The organism is Mycobacterium sp. MS1601 (genome assembly GCF_001984215.1).
Taxonomy (GTDB): domain Bacteria; phylum Actinomycetota; class Actinomycetes; order Mycobacteriales; family Mycobacteriaceae; genus Mycobacterium.
The window spans coordinates 4578046-4594709 of the sequence record NZ_CP019420.1 but is presented as its reverse complement, the minus strand read 5'-3'; the positions used below and the strand labels follow the sequence as shown (position 1 = coordinate 4594709).

Here is a 16664-nt window from a genome sequence, read left to right as displayed (position 1 = left end):
CATACAAAACGCCAACGACTTCACCGTCCTGCGGCGGAGTCCAGAGAGGAACACATGTCATACAAACTTGTCGGCGGCGCGCTGGCGGGTCTGGCCGCGGCCGGTCTCATCAGTGGCGCCACACCGGCCAATGCTGCACCGGAGTGCGCCGATTACGTCTATCCGTCGGTCATGACGCTGCAGCAGGACAATGGGCTCATCGTCAACCTTTACCACCAGGGTTCCAGTTTCGACGGTCCTGGCGCCTCGGTGCACGGCAACGGCTCCCCGCAGGTGATGGGTACCTCGTCGGGATCGCGCATCGGCGACAATCTCATCTTCACCATCAAGTGGGACAACGGTTTCGAGAACACCTATACCGGCAAGATCGGCGCTGACCTGGTGGCGCGCGGCACCACGATCAACAACAAGGGCGCCTCGAACTCGTGGTTCTCCTTGAGCAAGTACCGCTGCATTCCGCCGGAGCCGGCCCAACAGGCTCCGCCGCCTCCTCCCCCTCCGCCGCCGGACGAGCCCGCCCTGCCCACCTCGACGGTCTCCGGTGACGTCGACGTCTACGCCCAGCCCGGCGGAGTCGGTCAACCCGTGGGCATTCTGCGCGGTGGGCAGTCCGTTGAGGTTCTGGAACGCAGGGGTGACAACTGGGTTCGTGTCAGCGGGGCCGGTGTCCCCGGCGGATCCGGTTGGGTGTGGGGAGATTTCATTTCCTGACGACTGCGTGCCGGTGGGCAGTGACATGGACGTCCTGCTCACCGGTTCTCGCACGATGACGGCTTGGGACACACTGGAGGGGTGACCACGCAGACTATGCAGGCCTGGCGCGTACGCACGCCCGGCCCGATCAGCGGCCACCCACTGGAGTGGGTCAGCACCGATGTACCCGAAGCCGGCGACGGCGAAGTCCAGATCGCCGTGCTGGCGTGCGGGGTGTGCCGCACCGACCTGCATGTCAGCGAGGGGGACCTACTGGTGCATCGCGCCCACGTCGTCCCCGGGCACGAGGTGGTCGGAGAGGTGGTCGCGCTCGGACCGAACGTCGAGGGCGTGAGCATTGGCGATCGCGTCGGCGTGGCGTGGCTGCGCCACACCTGCGGGCAGTGTCGCTACTGCCTGCGCGGTGACGAGAACTTGTGTCCGTACTCGCAGTACACCGGCTGGGACGCCGACGGCGGATACGCCGAATTCGTCACTGCTCCAGCGGCTTACGTGCACAAGTTGCCGGCAGGGTATTCCGACGCCGAGCTGGCCCCACTGCTGTGCGCAGGCATCATCGGCTACCGCTCACTGCAGCGCGCCGATGTACCCCAGGGTGGCCGTCTCGGTATCTACGGCTTCGGCGGCAGTGCGCACCTCACCGCCCAGGTGGCCCTGGCACAGGGTGCCGAGGTCCACGTGATGACCCGCGGTGAGCAGGCCCAGGAACTGGCCCGCGCATTGGGCGCGGCCTCGGTGCAGGGCGCCTACGCGCGGCCCCCGGTGCCGCTGGACTCGGCGGTACTCTTCGCCCCCGTCGGTGACCTGGTGCCCGTCGCACTCGAGGCCCTGGACCGCGGCGGCACCCTCGCCGTGGCCGGTATCCACCTCACTGACATCCCGGTCCTGAACTACCAGCGCCACCTGTTCCAAGAGCGCCAACTGCGGTCGGTTACCTCCAACACCCGCGCCGATGCCCGCGCCTTCTTGGCCTTCGCCGCGGAGCACCATCTCGAGGTCACCCACCCGCGGTATCACCTGGACCGCGCTGACGAAGCACTCCAGGACCTCAGTGCCGGCCGGCTCTCCGGTGCTGCTGTCCTGGTGCCCTGACCTCAGGGCCCTTCGGCCCTGTCGCGGCGATGACCAGGCTCGTAGCGTAAGGGCTGTTGCCAGGAGGTCATCATGGGGTCAGCACTGGAACCGTCGCGAGCGATTGTCGTCGGCATCGACGGCTCACGGGTCGCCGTCAACGCCGCGCTGTGGGCGATCGACGAAGCCGTCACCCGCGACATCCCGCTTCGACTGGTAGCGGTATTCCAGTCCCACTACTCCGCAGAGCGGGTGCTGCGCACCGCGGTGGCCGCGGTCGAAGCAACCGACCGGCCGGTCAAGATCGACGTCGAAGTCGCCCATGGGCGGCCGGCCACGGTACTACGCGAACTGTCGTGTTCAGCGGAGATGGTGGTCCTCGGCATTCGTGGCATCGGCCAGTCCTGCGGCCTGCACGTCGGTTCCACCGCGGCCGCGGTGGCCGGCTCGGCCCATTGCCCCGTCGCGATCATCGGCGAACCTGCTGTCGACCCACGCTTCATTGTCGCCGAGATCGACGAACTCGTAGGCGCTACAGTCCTTCTCACGAACGCGGTGGCCGAAGCCCAGCTTCGTGGGCTCCCCCTGCTCGTGGTTGCCGCCAACCCCGACTTCAGGCAAGCCAGGCTGGACCGGATCGTCGCCCAGTATCGAAACATGCATCCGGATTTGGATATCCAGGTGGGCATCTCGTCGGAACACCTCGAAGGTCACGCACGCTCGGTTGAACTGCTGGTCACCAACCGACGGTTCACCCGGGACATGCGCTCGGTACTCGTTTGCCCGTCGTCGCGGGCGCTGTGAGAAAGGATCACGATCATGTCGTTGGGACTCGTCGTCGGTGTGGACGGCTCACCTCCTTCGAAGGCGGCCGTCACGTGGGCCGCCCGGACCGCCGAACTGCACCGGACAGCACTTACCTTGGTGCACGTCGTCGTGCCGCCGAACATGATGGCCTGGCAGGAACCGATCGCCATGACCGGCTACGGCGAATGGCAGCAGACTCGTGCCCGCGAGATCCTCGATGAGGCAGCGCAGTTGGCACAGCAGGCCGCTCCGGGGATACAGATCAGCACTGAATCCATTGCGGGGCCGTCTATTTCCACGCTCATCGACCTGTCCAAGGACGCGGAGACGATCGTCGTCGGCTGCCGCGGGCTCGGTGCCATCGGGCGTGCTCTACTGGGGTCGGTGAGCCGGGCGCTGGTACACCACGCGCACTGCCCGGTGGCAGTGATCCACGACCAGCAGGTGCCCACGGACGGGCCCGTGGTCGTCGGAGTCGACGGGTCGCCGGTCTCCGAGCGCGCGGTGGCCGTTGCGTTCGACGAGGCCTCACGACGCGGTGTCGATCTGATCGCGGTGCACGCGTGGAGTGACGCCGGGGTGATGGACTTCCCCGGGTTCGACTTCACGCCGCTGCAGCAGGACGCCCAGGAGGTGCTCGCAGAGCGGTTGGCCGGCTGGCAGGAGCGGTATCCCGACGTCCGGGTGGAGCGAGTGGTGGCCTTCGACCGCCCGGCCGCGCAACTGCTGTTACAGGCTCGGGGCGCACAGCTGGTGGTGGTCGGCAGCCACGGCCGCGGCGGATTTGCCGGCATGCTGCTGGGCTCGGTCAGCTCGGCGGTGGTCAACGCGGCGACGGTGCCGGTGCTCGTGGCTCGTTACTCGTAGCGCGGTCACCGATGCGGCGACGAAGGAGCCGGGGTGGGGGTACCCCCAGCGGAGCAAGGGGGCGCAGGGCCGAGCTACACATGGCCAGCCGGTAGGTTCCTTGAGCATGGGAACCGAAATCGTTGTCGGCGTTGACGGCTCGGCCTGTTCCACGGCCGCGGTGCAGTGGGCGGCAGCGGAGGCGCTGTTACGGCAGGCACCGCTGCGGATTGTTTACGCGGCCGTCCCGCCGGCCGTGGCCACCTGGGTGTCATCGGCTGCGCTACCCACCGCTTTCGCCGGTCTGCAGCGCGACGCGGGCCAGAGGATTCTGCACGACGCCGAAGCGCTGGCTGGCTCGGACGTGCAGGTCAACACCGAGTTCGTGGCCGGAGCGCCGGGCCCTGCGTTGATCGAGCGGTCGCGTGACGCCGCGTTGGTGGTGGTCGGCAGCAACGGGCGCGGCGCACTCGCCCGCGCGGTGCTCGGCTCGGTGAGCACGGCGCTGCTGCATCAATCGCAGGCTCCGGTGGTGGTGGTGCGCGAGCAGGACTTCCCCGCCAAGGGCCCGGTGTTGCTGGGATTCGACGGGTCGACGGCCGCCACGGGGTTGGCGTTCGACGAGGCCGCACGCCGCGGTGTCGAACTCGTCGTATTGCACGCATGGTGGTCACCCGGTGCCTACGAGTTGCCGGGACTGGACTGGGAGTCTGTCCAGACGCAGACCGACCAGGAGCTGGCCGCTCAGCTGGCTCCGTTCGTCGAGCAACACCCTGACGTGACTGTGCGACGGGTGGTGGTGCGGGATCAGCCCGCGCACCGGTTACTGGAGCATTCCCACGACGCGCAGCTGGTGGTGGTCGGAAGCCGCGGCTATGGGGCGGTGGCCGGGGCGTTGCTGGGTTCGGTGAGCTCAGCGCTGGTACAGGCGGCGCAGCGGCCGGTGATGGTGGTGCGCGGATAGACCGTGGATAGCCCATTGTCCTGGCGCCTGTGACGGAGGAGCATGGAATCCCGACGGCGGCGCCGTCGGGACGCCGCCCGGTTCCAAGGAGGCGGATCATGTTCACCCGCACAACAGCAACCCAAGCCGAACGAGCGTCGTTGGATGCCGGCATCCGACACGTCCGTGACACGGTGATGCCCGCACTGGAACAGTACGACGGATTTGTCGGGCTCTCCATGCTGGCCGACCGGAACACCGGCCGCTGCATCGTGGCTTCGGCCTGGGAATCCGAGGACGCGATGCGGTCCAGCACCGACAGCGTGCAGCGGCTGCGTGACCGCGCTGTGGAGATCCTGCACGGACGCCGCCCTCAGCTCGACCACTGGGAAGTCGCCATCGTGCACCGCGAACACGAAACCGATCACGGCGCCTGCGCACGCGTCACCTGGGTGCAGGTGGATCCCGCCGACATCGACACCGGTCTGGAGACGTTCCGGACGTCCACACTGCCCGCTCTCGAAGAACTCGACGGGCTGTGCAGCGTCAGCGTCATGGTCGACCGGAGCTCCGGACGCGCTGTCTCTTCGGTGGTCTACGACAGCGCGGACGCGATCAAGCGCAACTGGCACGAGATCGAGCAGATCAAATCCCAAGCAACACAGGATTCGGCTGCTGACGTGCTCGACGAGCACGACTTCGAGGTGGTGATCGCCCATCTACGAGTGCCCGAGTTGGTGTGATCGGCCACGAAAGCACACATCGGAGGTGCCGGAGGTGGTCATCCGCTGGCTGCTGGTTTGCCCATGGCTTCCGACATTCCGGCAACAGCGCCCCCGTCGACCAGTAGGTCTGTGCCTGCGATGAAGCTCGCCTCCGAACTGAGCAGAAACGCGACCGCCGCGGCGATGTCTGCCGATGTTCCCACCCGGCCGGTCGCCGAGTTCTCGATCAGCTGACGCATCACCGCCTCTGCCGCCCCAGCCAGTTCCTGCCGGCCCATCGACGTGGCGATCACACCGGGGCTGACACTGTTGACGCGTGCACCTCGACCGCCCCAGGCCGCGCTGGCTGCTTGAACTCGTAGTTGGTTGCAACGCTTGGCAATACCGTAAGCCGCCTGGGAACTATCGAGGGCACCGGGCTGCAGGAAAGGCAGATCCAGAAGGCGGTCCGACGGTGTAGCTGCCAGGGCTAACTCGACTTCTGGCGACAAATTCCTGGAGGTGAAGCTGCCTGCCATGCTGGCGATGAAGACACCCGCTCCGCCACGGGCGATGACTGCGCCGAATTCATCGAGTGAGTAGGCCACGCCGGCGAGGTCGACGCCGAGGATCGTCTTCACCGATGCCTGGACCGGCGACACCCCCGCGGTGTGCACCACCGCGCGCACCTCCCCCAACGTGGATGCCCGCCTGGCGAGACTGGCCACCGAATCACGAGAGGACACGTCGACCCGCTCTGCCGTCACGGCGAAGCCGTCATCGGTCAGTGACCGAGAAACGCGGTTCAGCAACTCGACGTCGACGTCGGCGAGCAGGATCGTCCGGCCTGCCCCGACCCGACGGCAGATGGCGTCTCCCATTCCGCCTACACCGATCACAACCAGTACTTCGTCATGTGCCCTCGTCACCACTACGCCTTCCTCCACACTTGACCTTCCTCCACACTTGATCGGACCCGTGAAGCCAATACCAATCGCGTGTTGTCGACCACAGGTTTTCTGCCGGCGGTACTGACTGGCCGCCACCGAACCTCTCTGCGGAAAGCGCAGGCGCACTCGGGGTTGCGACGCGAAGTGGAGCTTCAGTGTCAAATCCTGCACCATCGGACGAACATCCGCCCCGACGGTGTGCACCGCCGAATCGGCCACCCCCCTCGGCTACGCCAAACTCGAAGCGCTGTGCGGCGTTCCGGTGCTGCAGCGGTAGGTGTACGCCGGGGGGATGTTGCGCCACACCACCCGGCCGATCCGAACGTCGCCGAACATCTCAGTCAAGATGCGACGGAACTCGCGCGCTCCGCGCAACGGCGCCGCGTGGACGTAGGCAAATGTGGTGAACACACCGTCCTCACCGAGAACGTGCGCGATCTGCTGCAGGATCAGGCGTTGTGTCGCGGGGTCGAACAGCGACCATGGCAGCCCGCTGACCACCGACGCCGCTGTGGCGACACCGCGGGATGCCAGCAGTCCGGTCAGCTCACGGGCGTCACCGTTGACGACTTCGACACTCGGGTGCCGACGGGCGACATACCAAGCCAATGATGGATCGAGTTCCACGGCGAGATGTCGGCCGCCACTGGGCAGTCTTTCAGCGATGGCCGAACTCACCGCGCCGGTGCCGGGACCGAGCTCGACCACCACCGGAGTGCCGCCGTCGGGGACGACGGAGGCGAGTTGGGCAGCCAGGTGCGCCGAACTCGGCGTCACCGCGCCGACGCGTTGAGGGTTTCGCACAACGGCACGGATGAAGGCCGACATGTCACTGTCGCACCGCCGATTCGGCAGGACACCAGTCGGCTCTGCAGTCACTGTGGCTGCCGCTCGGCAGGTTTCACGTTGGTTGAAGCGGGCGACAAAACCGCTCGCACATTCACTAGGCCGTCGGCAGGTTCGCGCATCTGGTGGTTCCCTTTCGTTCCCTCTGCCCACCATGACGTCCGCTCAGCCGTCCTGCCAGGACGCTGTCATCCAGGGATGGTCGGTCCCCCACTGTCCGGCGGCCTTTTCGTGACACTGCGGCAGTTCATCCGCGGGTCGGCTATCCCAGGACCGGAATGTATACTAATCGTTCATATCTTCGACTGAAGGAGCAGCAACATCGTGGCGCGGCGTTTGACTGCCGAGAATGCCCACCGCCCGGGCAGGGGCCGCAGACCGGCGTCAGAAGTGCGGCAGACGGTGCTCGACGCCGCCGCACAACTCCTGTATGACGAGGGCCTGAAGTCGGTCACCTTCGAACGTGTCGCCGCTGCGGCGGGTGCCAGCAAGGTGACGTTGTACAAATGGTGGCCCAGCCCGGCAGTTCTGGCTTTCGAGGCCTACCACGCCGACGTGATGCCGGTTCTGGCGTTTCCCGACACAGGCGAGTTCCTGGCAGACCTGCGGACTCAGTTGCATGCCTTCGTGCACACACTGATGGAGCGGCCTGGTTCCGGCGCCCGCACCCGCGGGCAGGTGATCGCCGAGATCGTCGGGGCGATGCATGGCGATGAGTCTCTGGCCGCCGCCTTCCACGACAACTACACAAGTCCCCGACGCGAACTGACGCAGCGCATGTTCCGGCTGGCCCGCGAGCGCGGCCAGATACCCCCGGAAATGGACCTGCCAGGGCTGGCCGATCAGCTGTGGGGTGCGTGCTACCACAAGGTGATGCTGTTCGGCGAGCCTCTGGACACCGCCTACGTCGACGCGCTCATCGGCAATCTGTTCCCTGGCGAGTTTTGAGGCTCAACCCAATTCGGCGAGCTGCCGCACAGCGGGCGCCATGGCGTCGACCCAGGCCGCCGGCCTGCCGGTGGTGGGTGTGACGATCACCGTCCCGACGCCCAGCTTCGCGTACTCAGCCATCCGCGAGACGAATTCGTCTCTGCCTGAAGGCTCGGGTCGCGGAAACGCCGCTGTCACTGTCACTTCGATGTCAGCGAAGTCGCGTCCCACCTCCTCGCAGTGCCTGCCCAGCACCTCGATCTTGTGCGCAACGTCATCGACAGAGGTGGTGAACAGATTGCAGGCGTCGCCATACTGCGCAACCAGTTTCAACGTTTTTCGTTCACCACCGCCGCCGATGAGCACCCGGGGGCGCTTGATCGGTTGCGGTCGGCACAACGTCTCAGCCAGACGGTAGTGCCGGCCGACATAGGGGCCATCGTTGTCGGGGTCCCACATCTGGGCGCAGATGTGCAGCGTCTCCTCCAGTTGTTCGAACCGTTGCGCAAGTGGCGGGAACGGGACGCCCAGCGCGTGGTGTTCACGCTCGAACCAGGCCGCACCCAATCCCAGCGCGGCCCTGCCGCTGGAAAGGACATCCAGTGTCGAGACGATCTTGGCCAGCAAGCCGGGGTGGCGATACGTCACTCCGGATACCAGCGCACCGAGTTCCACCGTGGTGGTGTGCGCCGCAAGGAACCCGAGGGTGGTGTAGGCCTCTAGCATGTTGGATTCGGCCGGCAGGCCCATGGGCTCGATTTGAAAGTAGTGATCCATCACCGATATCCACGTGATACCGGAACTTTCGGCGGCGGTTCCCACTCGGGCCAGCTCGCCTCCGATGGCTCCGACGCCACCTGCTATCTCGAAGATGGGCAGATGGATACCGAGGTTCACGGTCGATTCTCCTCGATCCGCGCCACCGCGGGTTTGAGAACATCGATACACCACTGCCGGAAGGTAGTCGGCGTGGAGTTCTCCGGAGTGCGGGGTTCGACGTTGTCCAGGCCGGCATTCTTGGCCATGGCCATATCGAGCATTCCCTGGGCCATGGCGTCGGACATGCCGTGGCCGAGCATCGTCTCCTTGAATGCTGGTCCCTCGATCTGCTGGTACCTCACCGGCCGGCCCAGGACCTGCGACATCACGGCAGCCATGTCGTCGAAGGACAGATCAGCCGGCCCGAGCACAGGCACGTCTGCCACCCCGTTCCAGGAAGCGTCGGTGAGCAACGTTACTGCGGTGGAGGCGATATCGCAGCTGGCGCAGCTGGGCATCGCGCGGTCTCCGGCGATGGGCGAGAAGAACACTCCACGGTTGCTGATCAGTTCAGCCTGCCGCACCAGGTTGTCCATGAACGACGGCATCGTCAGCGCACGATAGGCCACGCCGGTGGAAGCGATCAGGTTGTCGGTCGCCAGCGAGGCGGTGACGTAGCCGGCACGATCCGCCATCGGGGTGCCGCGTCCCAGCGCGGAGACACCAACCACCCGCTGGATGCCGGACGCGGGCAGCGCCGCACACGCAGGTTTGGCGAAGTCGACGTAGGCAGCTTCGACACTGGGCGCACGGGGATCAGGCGGAACAAGCCAGAACAACGTGTCGGCGCCGTCGAATGCCGCCGCGATGACGTCCGCGTCGCTGTGTGACCCCTCGACGATGTCGACGTTATCTCGCACCCGTGGCGTCAGGCGCGCCGGGTTGCGGACCACGACACGAACCTGCCGGCCTCGGTCGAGGAGGAGGTCGACGACCTGTGCGCCGATCGTACCGGTGGGGGCGGTGACAGTGATCATGAGTTCCTCTCGTGATGGTTGGTGCTCAGAGGTGCGGTTGCGGTGGCAGCCTGTGTGAGCGACGGAATCCTGGCCTTGGCCAACATCATCAGGACGACCGCGACCACCATCTGGAAGGCGACCACCCAGTAGGGTGCTGCCGGAGCGAAGGCCCCGTACAGCCAACCGACCGCCAGCGGACCCAATACCTGAGCCATCGCCATGGTCGCGGCAATTGCCCCCTGCACTCGGCCCTGAATGTGAGCGTCCATCGACTTCGACATCGCCGACGTGAGACTCGTCTGAACCAGCGGCTGGCCGACACCGAACAGCGCCACCGCGAGGTAGATCAGCGACGCGGATCCAGCCTCGGCAAAGAGTGCGACCAGCACAAAGGCCACCACGGACAGGGCCGCACCGGCCATGGCCAGGTGGATCTCATGGAAGCGACGCACCAACAGCGGTATGAAGATCAACTGGACCGTCACCACCAGGACGCCGTAGATCATCAGCACAGAAGCAATGCGCCCGGTGTTCCAGCCACCCAGGTCGGTCAGCAGAGTGGGCATGTTGGCTGTCAAGGCGATGACTGCCGGCCAGAACAACAGATAGCTCAGCAAAAGCAGCCGTAGCTGCGGGAATCCCAGAATGTCACGCAGTTGCGCCAGCGGGTTCATCTGCGCCAGAGGCAAACTCGCCGTCCTCCGCCCACGGGGCAAACTCTCCGGCATCGACAGACAGCCCCACACCAGGGCGACCGAGAGCAGGGCCAGCAGAACGAACAGTGGAGTGACGGGGTTGGTTGCCGAGAACAGCCCACTGGTGGCAGGTCCGATGATGAAGGCCGACCCGATGGCTGCGGTGAGAAAGGCAAAGTAACGGGTACGGACGGCCGGTGCGGTGGTGTCCGCGACATAGGAGTATGCGGTGGCAATCCAGCAGTCGGAAGCGCCGACAATGATCCAGCCGAGGAACAACATCCACAAGCCGGCTCCTGTTGCCGCCCCGACGGTGAAGACACCGAACCCGGTGATTGCGCCGATGAAGCTGCAGACCAGCACGATTCGGCGACCGTAACGGTCTCCCAGCGCACCGAGGATCGGCGCGGTGAGAAACTGGGCCAGAGAGTAACTGGAGAACAGCAGCCCGATGGCGAGCGCGTCGCCTCCCATCGGTCCGGCCACTGCGGGGAGTATCGGACCCAGCAGGGCCACGTAGTAGGTACTGAGGAAGCCAACGCCCAGCACGAACGGGTGTAGGCGGCGTACCGCGGGTTTGGCCGTCGAGAAGGTCATGGTCAAGGGTCCTGACTTGTCAGTCTCATCGATCGCTCGCGTCGTTGTCTGCGAAAAGTCTTGTGGCACAGCCTGTCCAACCTGGTCCGGCATTCGAAAGCGTGATTGCACACCCGATGTGAACAGTTCGTCCATTTATCACTATATACAGACTGTTCATTTACGCAAGGTCATGCCCGGCTCAAATCAGGGCACCAGGGCCACGATGCAGGGACTTAAGCCTCCTGCCGGCCGGCACCCGCCCTTCCTACCCTGAAGGAGTCCGGTCAAGCGCAGGGAAGGGATTGAGATGACTGCCATCCAGCAGCATCAAGGTGTCATCGTCGGAGTCGACGGATCGCCCGCATCGAAGGTGGCGATCGATTGGGCTGCCCGCGAGGCGGCGCTGCACAAGCTGCCACTGCGGTTGGTGCACATCGCCCAACCGCCGACGATGATGACGGTGGTGGAGCCGCTGGTGATCGTCGGGCTGTCGGAATGGATGGAAACTCGCGGACGGGACGTGCTTCTTGACGCGGTACGCATCGCCGACGAGGCCGCCCCCGAACTCGACATCAGCACCGAAATGCTCACCGGTTCTGCCGTTTCCGCCTTGCTGGATCGTTCCAAGGAAGCGCGGATGCTGGTAGTGGGTTCGCGGGATTGGGCGCGGTGGGGCGCACGTTGCTGGGCTCGGTGAGCGCTGCGCTGGTGCATCACGCGCACTGCCCGGTGGTAGTGATCCACGACGAGGAGATCACCGCCGTCACGCCGGCAACGGCTCAGGTGGTCGTGGGTGTCGACGGTTCCGAGGTCTCGGAGAAGGCGTTGGCCCTGGCCTTCGATGAGGCCTCGCTGCGCGGTGTCGGGCTGGTAGCCGTGCACGCCTGGAGCGATGCCGGCGTGCTGGACTTCCCGGCCTTCGATCACGCCGAATACCAACAGGCGGCGCGCGAAGTGCTGGCCGAACGGTTGGCGGGTTGGCAAGAGCGCCACCCCGATGTGAAGGTCGAGCGGGTGGTGGCCTGGGACCGCCCTGCCCATGCACTGCTGGAGCAGGCCGAACAGGCACAACTGGTGGTGGTCGGCAGCCACGGCCGCGGTGGGTTCGCGGGCATGCTGTTGGGCTCGGTCAGTGCCGCGGTGGTCAACGGCGCGTCGGTGCCGGTGGTGGTGGTCCGGGCATCCTGATCAGCCCCGCGGATTTGTCGGGGTCCGAGCGTAGCGTCGCCAAGCATGAGGTACCGAACCCAACACGAAGAGCTGGTGGTCGAGGGTCTGCGTCAGCCTGTCAGCCTCGGCTATCTGCATGCGTTCTTCGAATACGATCTGCTGGACAACGACGAGGCACAACAGCGCACACTGGAGATGATCCGGTTTCTGGTGGGTCAGCAGCTGTTTCAGATAGGTAGCCCCGCATCCTTCGGCTACCACCAGTGGCTGATGCCGCTCGATGAGGCCATCGCGGAGATCACGTCCGTCTACGTCGACAGGTTCGCCGAACGGGGCGGCTGGGAGGAATGCATCGAGCTGTACCTGAGCGCCAAGGGAAAGGAGCTGGGGCAGAAGCTGGTTCGCTGACCGACAATCGTTTTTCAATCAGTCGTGTGCTTGTCCTGCAGTTTCCGGGAGGAAGGCCCGCAAGGCTGCGGTATCCACGCCCAAGTCGTCGAGTCGGCTGACGTAGGTCATCACAGTGCGCAGCTTGACCTCTTCGTACCCGCGCACCAGATCCGCGGCACCGGCCACGTCGACTGCTCGGCCGTAGGTACGCTCCGAAAGATTCTCCGTGAGTTCTACCAGCAATTCCGAGTAGTGCGCTGCCAGGGCACGCTCCAGCTTACGCATTTTGGTGTAACCAAATACGTCGAGGCGTGTACCCCGCAATGCCTTTCCCTGCGCCAGCAGACGGAGTACGAAGTGCGTCCTGGGTGTGAACCCGATCTTTCGGCGTCGCCCCAGCGCTTGCAGCAGCGGCGGGTGTAGGCGATAGGTCATCTTGGCACCCCCGGGCACTTCGGCGCGGACCGCGTCGATGAACGCCGGATCCGTCAGCATCCGTGCGACTTCGTACTCATCTTTGTAGGCAAGTAACCGATGAAGGCCCCGCGCGGCGGCAGAGCTGAACTCCGTGCGCGATCCGAGTGCCCGTTCAGCGTCCCAGACTTTCTGGATGGCAATCGCGTAAGCCCGGGCGTGGTCCGAACTCTGGTACGCCGTCAATTGAGCGGCGCGGCGGCGTAACAAGTCTCCGGTTTCTCCGTTCACGGTGATTCCTGACAGCACTGCGTCGGGTACATGGATGTCGCTGCGCCATTGCCTACGTTGCACCGTGGTGGCGCTGCGGTAGGACTGTGGGTCCGCGACAGCGGCGCGGCCCCATCGGAAGGCCGCCTTGTTGGCCTCGACTGCGATGCCGTTGATCTCGATGGCTTCTTCGATGGACGCTGCGGACATCGGGAGCGCGCCGGCCTGGAAAGCAGCGCCGACGACCAGAAGGTTGGCGCAACTGGTGTTCCCGAACAATGTCTGAGCGGCAGCGAGAGCGTCGAGAGTCACCATCGACCTGCACCCCTGGCTCAACCGTTCGAGGAGAGACTCATCTGTCGGGTAGGCAACGGCCGGGTCGTACACCATGTCCCCGGTCGGGGTTCTGCTGACGGATGCGATGGTCACCGTGGTGGACGGATCACCAACGCCCACGTACTTCGAATCGGCAGCAGTCAGCAGATCAAAGGCCAGCACCACATCGGCGGTACCGGGAGTCACCCTGTTGGTGGATTTTAATGGTTCGCTACTGATCCGCAGATGGGACGTCACAGGTCCGGCCTTCTGGCTCAACCCCGTCTGATCGAGGCCCTCGACCTGCAGTCCGGCCCGCAGTGCCGCCATACCGAGGATCTGGTTGACCGTGACGATGCCAGTGCCGCCGATTCCCGCCAGAAAGATGTCGTGTGAGCGAGCGATCCTCGGCAGCAGCGGCGACGGCGCCTCGGGCGCCACGGGCCACGTTGTCTTCGATGATCGGGCCTCTGCGGGCTCGTCGATGGTGACGAATGACGGGCACTGCCCGTCGAGACACGAATAGTCGGTGTTGCAGGTAGTTTGGTCGATCCTGGTCTTGCGACCGAACTCGGTGTCCACGGGTTGAACCGACAAACAGTTGCTCTTGACGCCGCAATCACCGCACCCTTCGCAAACCGCCTCATTGATGAACACCCGGGTGGGGCGTCGCGGCAGGCTGCCGCGTTTACGCTGACGCCTGGCATCTGCGGCACAGTGCTGGTCGTAGATCAAGACCGTCACCCCCTTGGTCGAACGCAGCCGGCGCTGCGCCTCGTCGAGGCGACTGCGATCCCACAGTTTGACTCCACTGGCAAAACTGCTGTGCCGGTGTCGATCCGGCTCGTCCGCGCACACAATGATCTCGGCAACCCCCTCCGCGGCCAGTTTGTGCGTCAGTGCGGGAACACTCAAACCCGCCTCGGCTTCTTGCGCTCCGGTCATCGCAACCACGTCGTTGTAGAGGATCTTGTAGGTGATGTTCACGCCTGCAGCCACACAAGCCTGAACCGCCAACTGGCCGGAGTGAAAATATGTTCCGTCTCCGACGTTCTGGAAAATGTGGTCGACATCGGTGAACGGCGCCTGTCCGATCCATTGGGCACCTTCACCGCCCATCTGGGTCAGCCCGGTGACCTGACTGTCCGTGCGCGCAGACATCGTGACGAGCGTGTGGCATCCGATACCACCTGCTGCCAACGACCCCTCCGGGACTGCGGTCGAGCGGTTGTGGGGGCAGCCGGAACAGAAGTAGGCCGTTCGCTTGGTGGGCAGGGCCGTCAGAGAAATCGACTGGCGCACCACCGAGGCAGGTGGAACTCGATGACCAAGAACGGTGCGGAGTGACGCCTCCAAACGCGCGGCGGTGAGTTCGCCGTCCGGTGGAACCAGTCGGCGGCCATGCGTATCCCGCTTACCCAGAACCTCTGGGCGGGCATCGAGGGCGAACAATGCCTCTTTGACCTGGCCTTCGACAAATGACGATTTGTCTTCGACCACCAGCACCTTCTGCACCCCACGCGCGAGTGTCCGAACTCTGTCCACACACAGCGGGTAGGGCATGCCCACTCTGAGTATTCGAATACCATTGGACAACAGTGCTTCTTCGTCGAATCCCAGAAGGTGAAGGGCTTCGCGGACGCTGTCGTAGGCTGAGCCCACTGCCACGATTCCCAGCCATGCTGCAGCAGGATCGATCTCGATGCAATCAATACTGTTGGCGGTGGCGAACGCTTCCACCATCGCCCAGCGGGGCCCGTACAGGTCTGCCTCGGCAAGCAGGCTGTCCGGAGGGGCTGCGAGCACCCGCTGCCGATACTCCCACGGTCGACCGTCCCATTCCAGGGCCGGCACGTTGATTTCGAGGTCGGCGAAGTCTCGCTCCAGAGTCCACAATCCATCGGCAACGTCTGCGATCAGCTTCATAGACACCCAGCATCCCGACGCCCGGGACAATGCCACCCCGTAAAGACCGAACGCCACGATCTCTTCGGCGTTGCGGGGGAACAGGATTGGCATCGACAGCGCAGCCAGGGATCGCTCACTGGCACAGGGAACGCTCGATGATTTGGCCGCAGGATCGTCTCCTACCAGCACCAGTACCCCACCACGGGGATGCGCCCCGTACATCGCCCCGTGCCGCATGGCGTCGCTGGCACGATCCAAACCCGGACCCTTGCCGTACCAGACGCCGACCACTCCGTCGTACCGTCGTGCTGCGCTGGGAAGCTCGAGTTGGCTGCCCCACACCGAGGTGGCAGCCAACTCCTCGTTCATACCCGGAACCAGCCGGACCTCATGCCGCGCCAGCACCTCGGGGGACGACGCGAGTAGCCGGTCGAAGCCGGCCAACGGGCTCCCTTGATACCCCGATACAAAGGTGGCTGTCCGACTCCCCTCGCGCTGGTCGCGGTCATGTTGTTCGACAAGCTGACGGACCAAGGCCTGCACACCGGTCATCAACACCGGCCCAGAATCAGTTCGATACCGTTGCGCCAAAGTCGACTGGGCTACGTGGGGCGCGCGCAACTGGCTGGTGCCTGTCATGTGGTTGTGGTCCCTTCACTGAATTCACAGGAGGCTGAAAGCATCTCGAGGCTGATCGCGATACCCTCGTGTAAGGCTCACGCTGCCCAAGCTCGTCACATCAGTCAACAGAGCTGACAACAACTGATCACTGTGGTCAGCTGCGCGTCGCACAGATTGGCGGAGGTCAACACCATGCTCACCTTGGATCGGCTCGACGTCCAGTTGATTCGGCTACTGAGCCGTGATGCGCGCCTGGGTGTGATGGAGTTGTCGAACGAACTGGGCGTCGCGCGGAACACCGTCCAGACCCGCCTCACGCGCCTTCGCGAGAGCGGACTGGTGGCCGGTTTCCGTCCGGAGGTCGATCTCGCGGCGGCAGGAGTCGCGGTTCAGGCGTTCATCACCTTGGAGCTGGTCCAGGGCGAACTGCAGTCGGTGGTACGGTCTTTGACTGCCATACCGGAGGTGATGGAGATTCACGCAACCACCGGCCAAGCGGACCTGCTGATCCGCGTCGCCACGCGCACACACTCCGAACTCCAACGACTGATCGAGCGAGTGGTGTCTATTTCTGGTGTGGCACACTCGAACACGTCACTGTCGCTGACCGTACCGCTGGCCTACCGCATCCTGCCGCTACTCGACCATTTCACCCAGGACGCCGGCTGGGGACGGTCCACCCCGCCTCCTCGCGTGACCGAATAGCCAAGAGC

At 64.9% G+C, this 16664-nt stretch carries 15 protein-coding genes and 1 pseudogene; 10 read left to right on the top strand and 6 right to left on the bottom strand.

Annotated elements, in window-relative coordinates; translation table 11 throughout:
- Positions 1 to 54: 54 nt before the first annotated feature.
- From BVC93_RS22200 to BVC93_RS22175, 6 genes are all read left to right on the top strand, one after another.
- The gene (locus BVC93_RS22200; RefSeq protein WP_192860065.1) at positions 55 to 711 is read left to right on the top strand and encodes an SH3 domain-containing protein; all 657 of its coding nucleotides are present in this window, start codon (positions 55 to 57) and stop codon (positions 709 to 711) included.
- A gap of 96 nt (positions 712 to 807) precedes the next feature.
- A complete protein-coding gene (locus BVC93_RS22195) occupies positions 808 to 1806 on the top strand; it encodes a zinc-binding alcohol dehydrogenase family protein (protein ID WP_083739347.1) in 999 nt (332 codons plus the stop codon).
- Between the two features lie 72 nt (positions 1807 to 1878).
- The gene (locus BVC93_RS22190; protein ID WP_083739346.1) at positions 1879 to 2589 is read left to right on the top strand and encodes a universal stress protein; all 711 of its coding nucleotides are present in this window, start codon (positions 1879 to 1881) and stop codon (positions 2587 to 2589) included.
- Positions 2590 to 2604: 15 nt separating this feature from the next.
- Positions 2605 to 3459, top strand: a complete 855-nt coding sequence (locus BVC93_RS22185; protein ID WP_083739345.1) for a universal stress protein — start codon at positions 2605 to 2607, stop codon at positions 3457 to 3459.
- Positions 3460 to 3565: 106 nt separating this feature from the next.
- On the top strand, positions 3566 to 4402 hold the full coding sequence (locus BVC93_RS22180; RefSeq protein ID WP_083739344.1) for a universal stress protein: 837 nt from the start codon (positions 3566 to 3568) through the stop codon (positions 4400 to 4402).
- 98 nt (positions 4403 to 4500) lie between these two features.
- Positions 4501 to 5124: a hypothetical protein gene (locus tag BVC93_RS22175; protein WP_083739343.1), complete on the top strand. Its 624-nt coding sequence runs from the start codon at positions 4501 to 4503 to the stop codon at positions 5122 to 5124.
- A gap of 38 nt (positions 5125 to 5162) precedes the next feature.
- Here the strand turns inward: BVC93_RS22175 and BVC93_RS22170 are convergent, their stop codons facing one another.
- Together BVC93_RS22170 and BVC93_RS22165 are read right to left on the bottom strand one after the other, a co-directional pair.
- Positions 5163 to 5966, bottom strand: coding sequence for an SDR family oxidoreductase (locus BVC93_RS22170; RefSeq protein ID WP_236950477.1), 804 nt, complete (start codon positions 5964 to 5966; stop codon positions 5163 to 5165).
- Between the two features lie 297 nt (positions 5967 to 6263).
- Positions 6264 to 6863 carry a class I SAM-dependent methyltransferase gene (locus BVC93_RS22165; protein ID WP_083739342.1) on the bottom strand — a complete coding sequence of 200 codons (600 nt, stop codon included), beginning with the start codon at positions 6861 to 6863 and terminating at the stop codon, positions 6264 to 6266.
- Positions 6864 to 7205: 342 nt separating this feature from the next.
- On the opposite strand from BVC93_RS22165, the gene BVC93_RS22160 reads away from it, so the two are divergent.
- Positions 7206 to 7829, top strand: a complete 624-nt coding sequence (locus BVC93_RS22160) for a TetR/AcrR family transcriptional regulator (RefSeq protein ID WP_236950071.1) — start codon at positions 7206 to 7208, stop codon at positions 7827 to 7829.
- Positions 7830 to 7832: 3 nt separating this feature from the next.
- On the opposite strand, the gene BVC93_RS22155 is transcribed toward BVC93_RS22160, so the two are convergent.
- Genes BVC93_RS22155 through BVC93_RS22145 form a run of 3 tightly spaced genes read right to left on the bottom strand, consistent with a single transcriptional unit; the run spans position 7833 to position 10881 of the window.
- Positions 7833 to 8708: an LLM class F420-dependent oxidoreductase gene (locus tag BVC93_RS22155; RefSeq protein ID WP_083739341.1), complete on the bottom strand. Its 876-nt coding sequence runs from the start codon at positions 8706 to 8708 to the stop codon at positions 7833 to 7835.
- A complete protein-coding gene (locus BVC93_RS22150; RefSeq protein WP_083739340.1) occupies positions 8705 to 9607 on the bottom strand; it encodes an NmrA family NAD(P)-binding protein in 903 nt (300 codons plus the stop codon). The genes BVC93_RS22155 and BVC93_RS22150 overlap by 4 nt, the downstream gene beginning before the upstream one ends.
- Positions 9604 to 10881, bottom strand: a complete 1278-nt coding sequence (locus tag BVC93_RS22145; RefSeq protein ID WP_192860064.1) for an MFS transporter — start codon at positions 10879 to 10881, stop codon at positions 9604 to 9606. Before BVC93_RS22145 ends, BVC93_RS22150 begins: the two co-directional genes overlap by 4 nt.
- Positions 10882 to 11170: 289 nt before the next feature.
- On the opposite strand from BVC93_RS22145, the pseudogene BVC93_RS22140 reads away from it, so the two are divergent.
- Positions 11171 to 12051: pseudogene (locus BVC93_RS22140) on the top strand (universal stress protein).
- A 45-nt stretch (positions 12052 to 12096) separates the two neighbouring features.
- On the top strand, positions 12097 to 12441 hold the full coding sequence (locus tag BVC93_RS22135; protein ID WP_083739338.1) for a hypothetical protein: 345 nt from the start codon (positions 12097 to 12099) through the stop codon (positions 12439 to 12441).
- Between the two features lie 18 nt (positions 12442 to 12459).
- Here the strand turns inward: BVC93_RS22135 and BVC93_RS22130 are convergent, their stop codons facing one another.
- Positions 12460 to 15969 (bottom strand): indolepyruvate ferredoxin oxidoreductase family protein, encoded by a 3510-nt coding sequence (locus tag BVC93_RS22130; protein WP_083739337.1) that lies wholly within the window; start codon positions 15967 to 15969, stop codon positions 12460 to 12462.
- A gap of 174 nt (positions 15970 to 16143) precedes the next feature.
- Between BVC93_RS22130 and BVC93_RS22125 the strand changes: the two genes are divergently transcribed.
- Complete coding sequence (locus tag BVC93_RS22125) at positions 16144 to 16656, top strand: Lrp/AsnC family transcriptional regulator (protein ID WP_083741238.1); 513 nt, start codon at positions 16144 to 16146, stop codon at positions 16654 to 16656.
- Positions 16657 to 16664: the final 8 nt, after the last annotated feature.

Excerpts from the sequence above, each read along its gene's own strand:
- BVC93_RS22195 (WP_083739347.1), top strand. The coding sequence starts at position 808 with ATGCAGGCCTGGCGCGTACGCACGCCCGGCCCGATCAGCGGCCACCCA.
- BVC93_RS22190 (WP_083739346.1), top strand. The coding sequence starts at position 1,879 with ATGGGGTCAGCACTGGAACCGTCGCGAGCGATTGTCGTCGGCATCGAC.
- BVC93_RS22200 (WP_192860065.1), top strand. The coding sequence starts at position 55 with ATGTCATACAAACTTGTCGGCGGCGCGCTGGCGGGTCTGGCCGCGGCC.
- BVC93_RS22150 (WP_083739340.1), bottom strand. The coding sequence starts at position 9,607 with ATGATCACTGTCACCGCCCCCACCGGTACGATCGGCGCACAGGTCGTC.
- BVC93_RS22125 (WP_083741238.1), top strand. The coding sequence starts at position 16,144 with ATGCTCACCTTGGATCGGCTCGACGTCCAGTTGATTCGGCTACTGAGC.
- BVC93_RS22135 (WP_083739338.1), top strand. The coding sequence starts at position 12,097 with ATGAGGTACCGAACCCAACACGAAGAGCTGGTGGTCGAGGGTCTGCGT.
- BVC93_RS22130 (WP_083739337.1), bottom strand. The coding sequence starts at position 15,969 with ATGACAGGCACCAGCCAGTTGCGCGCGCCCCACGTAGCCCAGTCGACT.
- BVC93_RS22175 (WP_083739343.1), top strand. The coding sequence starts at position 4,501 with ATGTTCACCCGCACAACAGCAACCCAAGCCGAACGAGCGTCGTTGGAT.
- BVC93_RS22180 (WP_083739344.1), top strand. The coding sequence starts at position 3,566 with ATGGGAACCGAAATCGTTGTCGGCGTTGACGGCTCGGCCTGTTCCACG.
- BVC93_RS22185 (WP_083739345.1), top strand. The coding sequence starts at position 2,605 with ATGTCGTTGGGACTCGTCGTCGGTGTGGACGGCTCACCTCCTTCGAAG.
- BVC93_RS22145 (WP_192860064.1), bottom strand. The coding sequence starts at position 10,881 with ATGACCTTCTCGACGGCCAAACCCGCGGTACGCCGCCTACACCCGTTC.
- BVC93_RS22165 (WP_083739342.1), bottom strand. The coding sequence starts at position 6,863 with ATGTCGGCCTTCATCCGTGCCGTTGTGCGAAACCCTCAACGCGTCGGC.
- BVC93_RS22170 (WP_236950477.1), bottom strand. The coding sequence starts at position 5,966 with ATGGGAGACGCCATCTGCCGTCGGGTCGGGGCAGGCCGGACGATCCTG.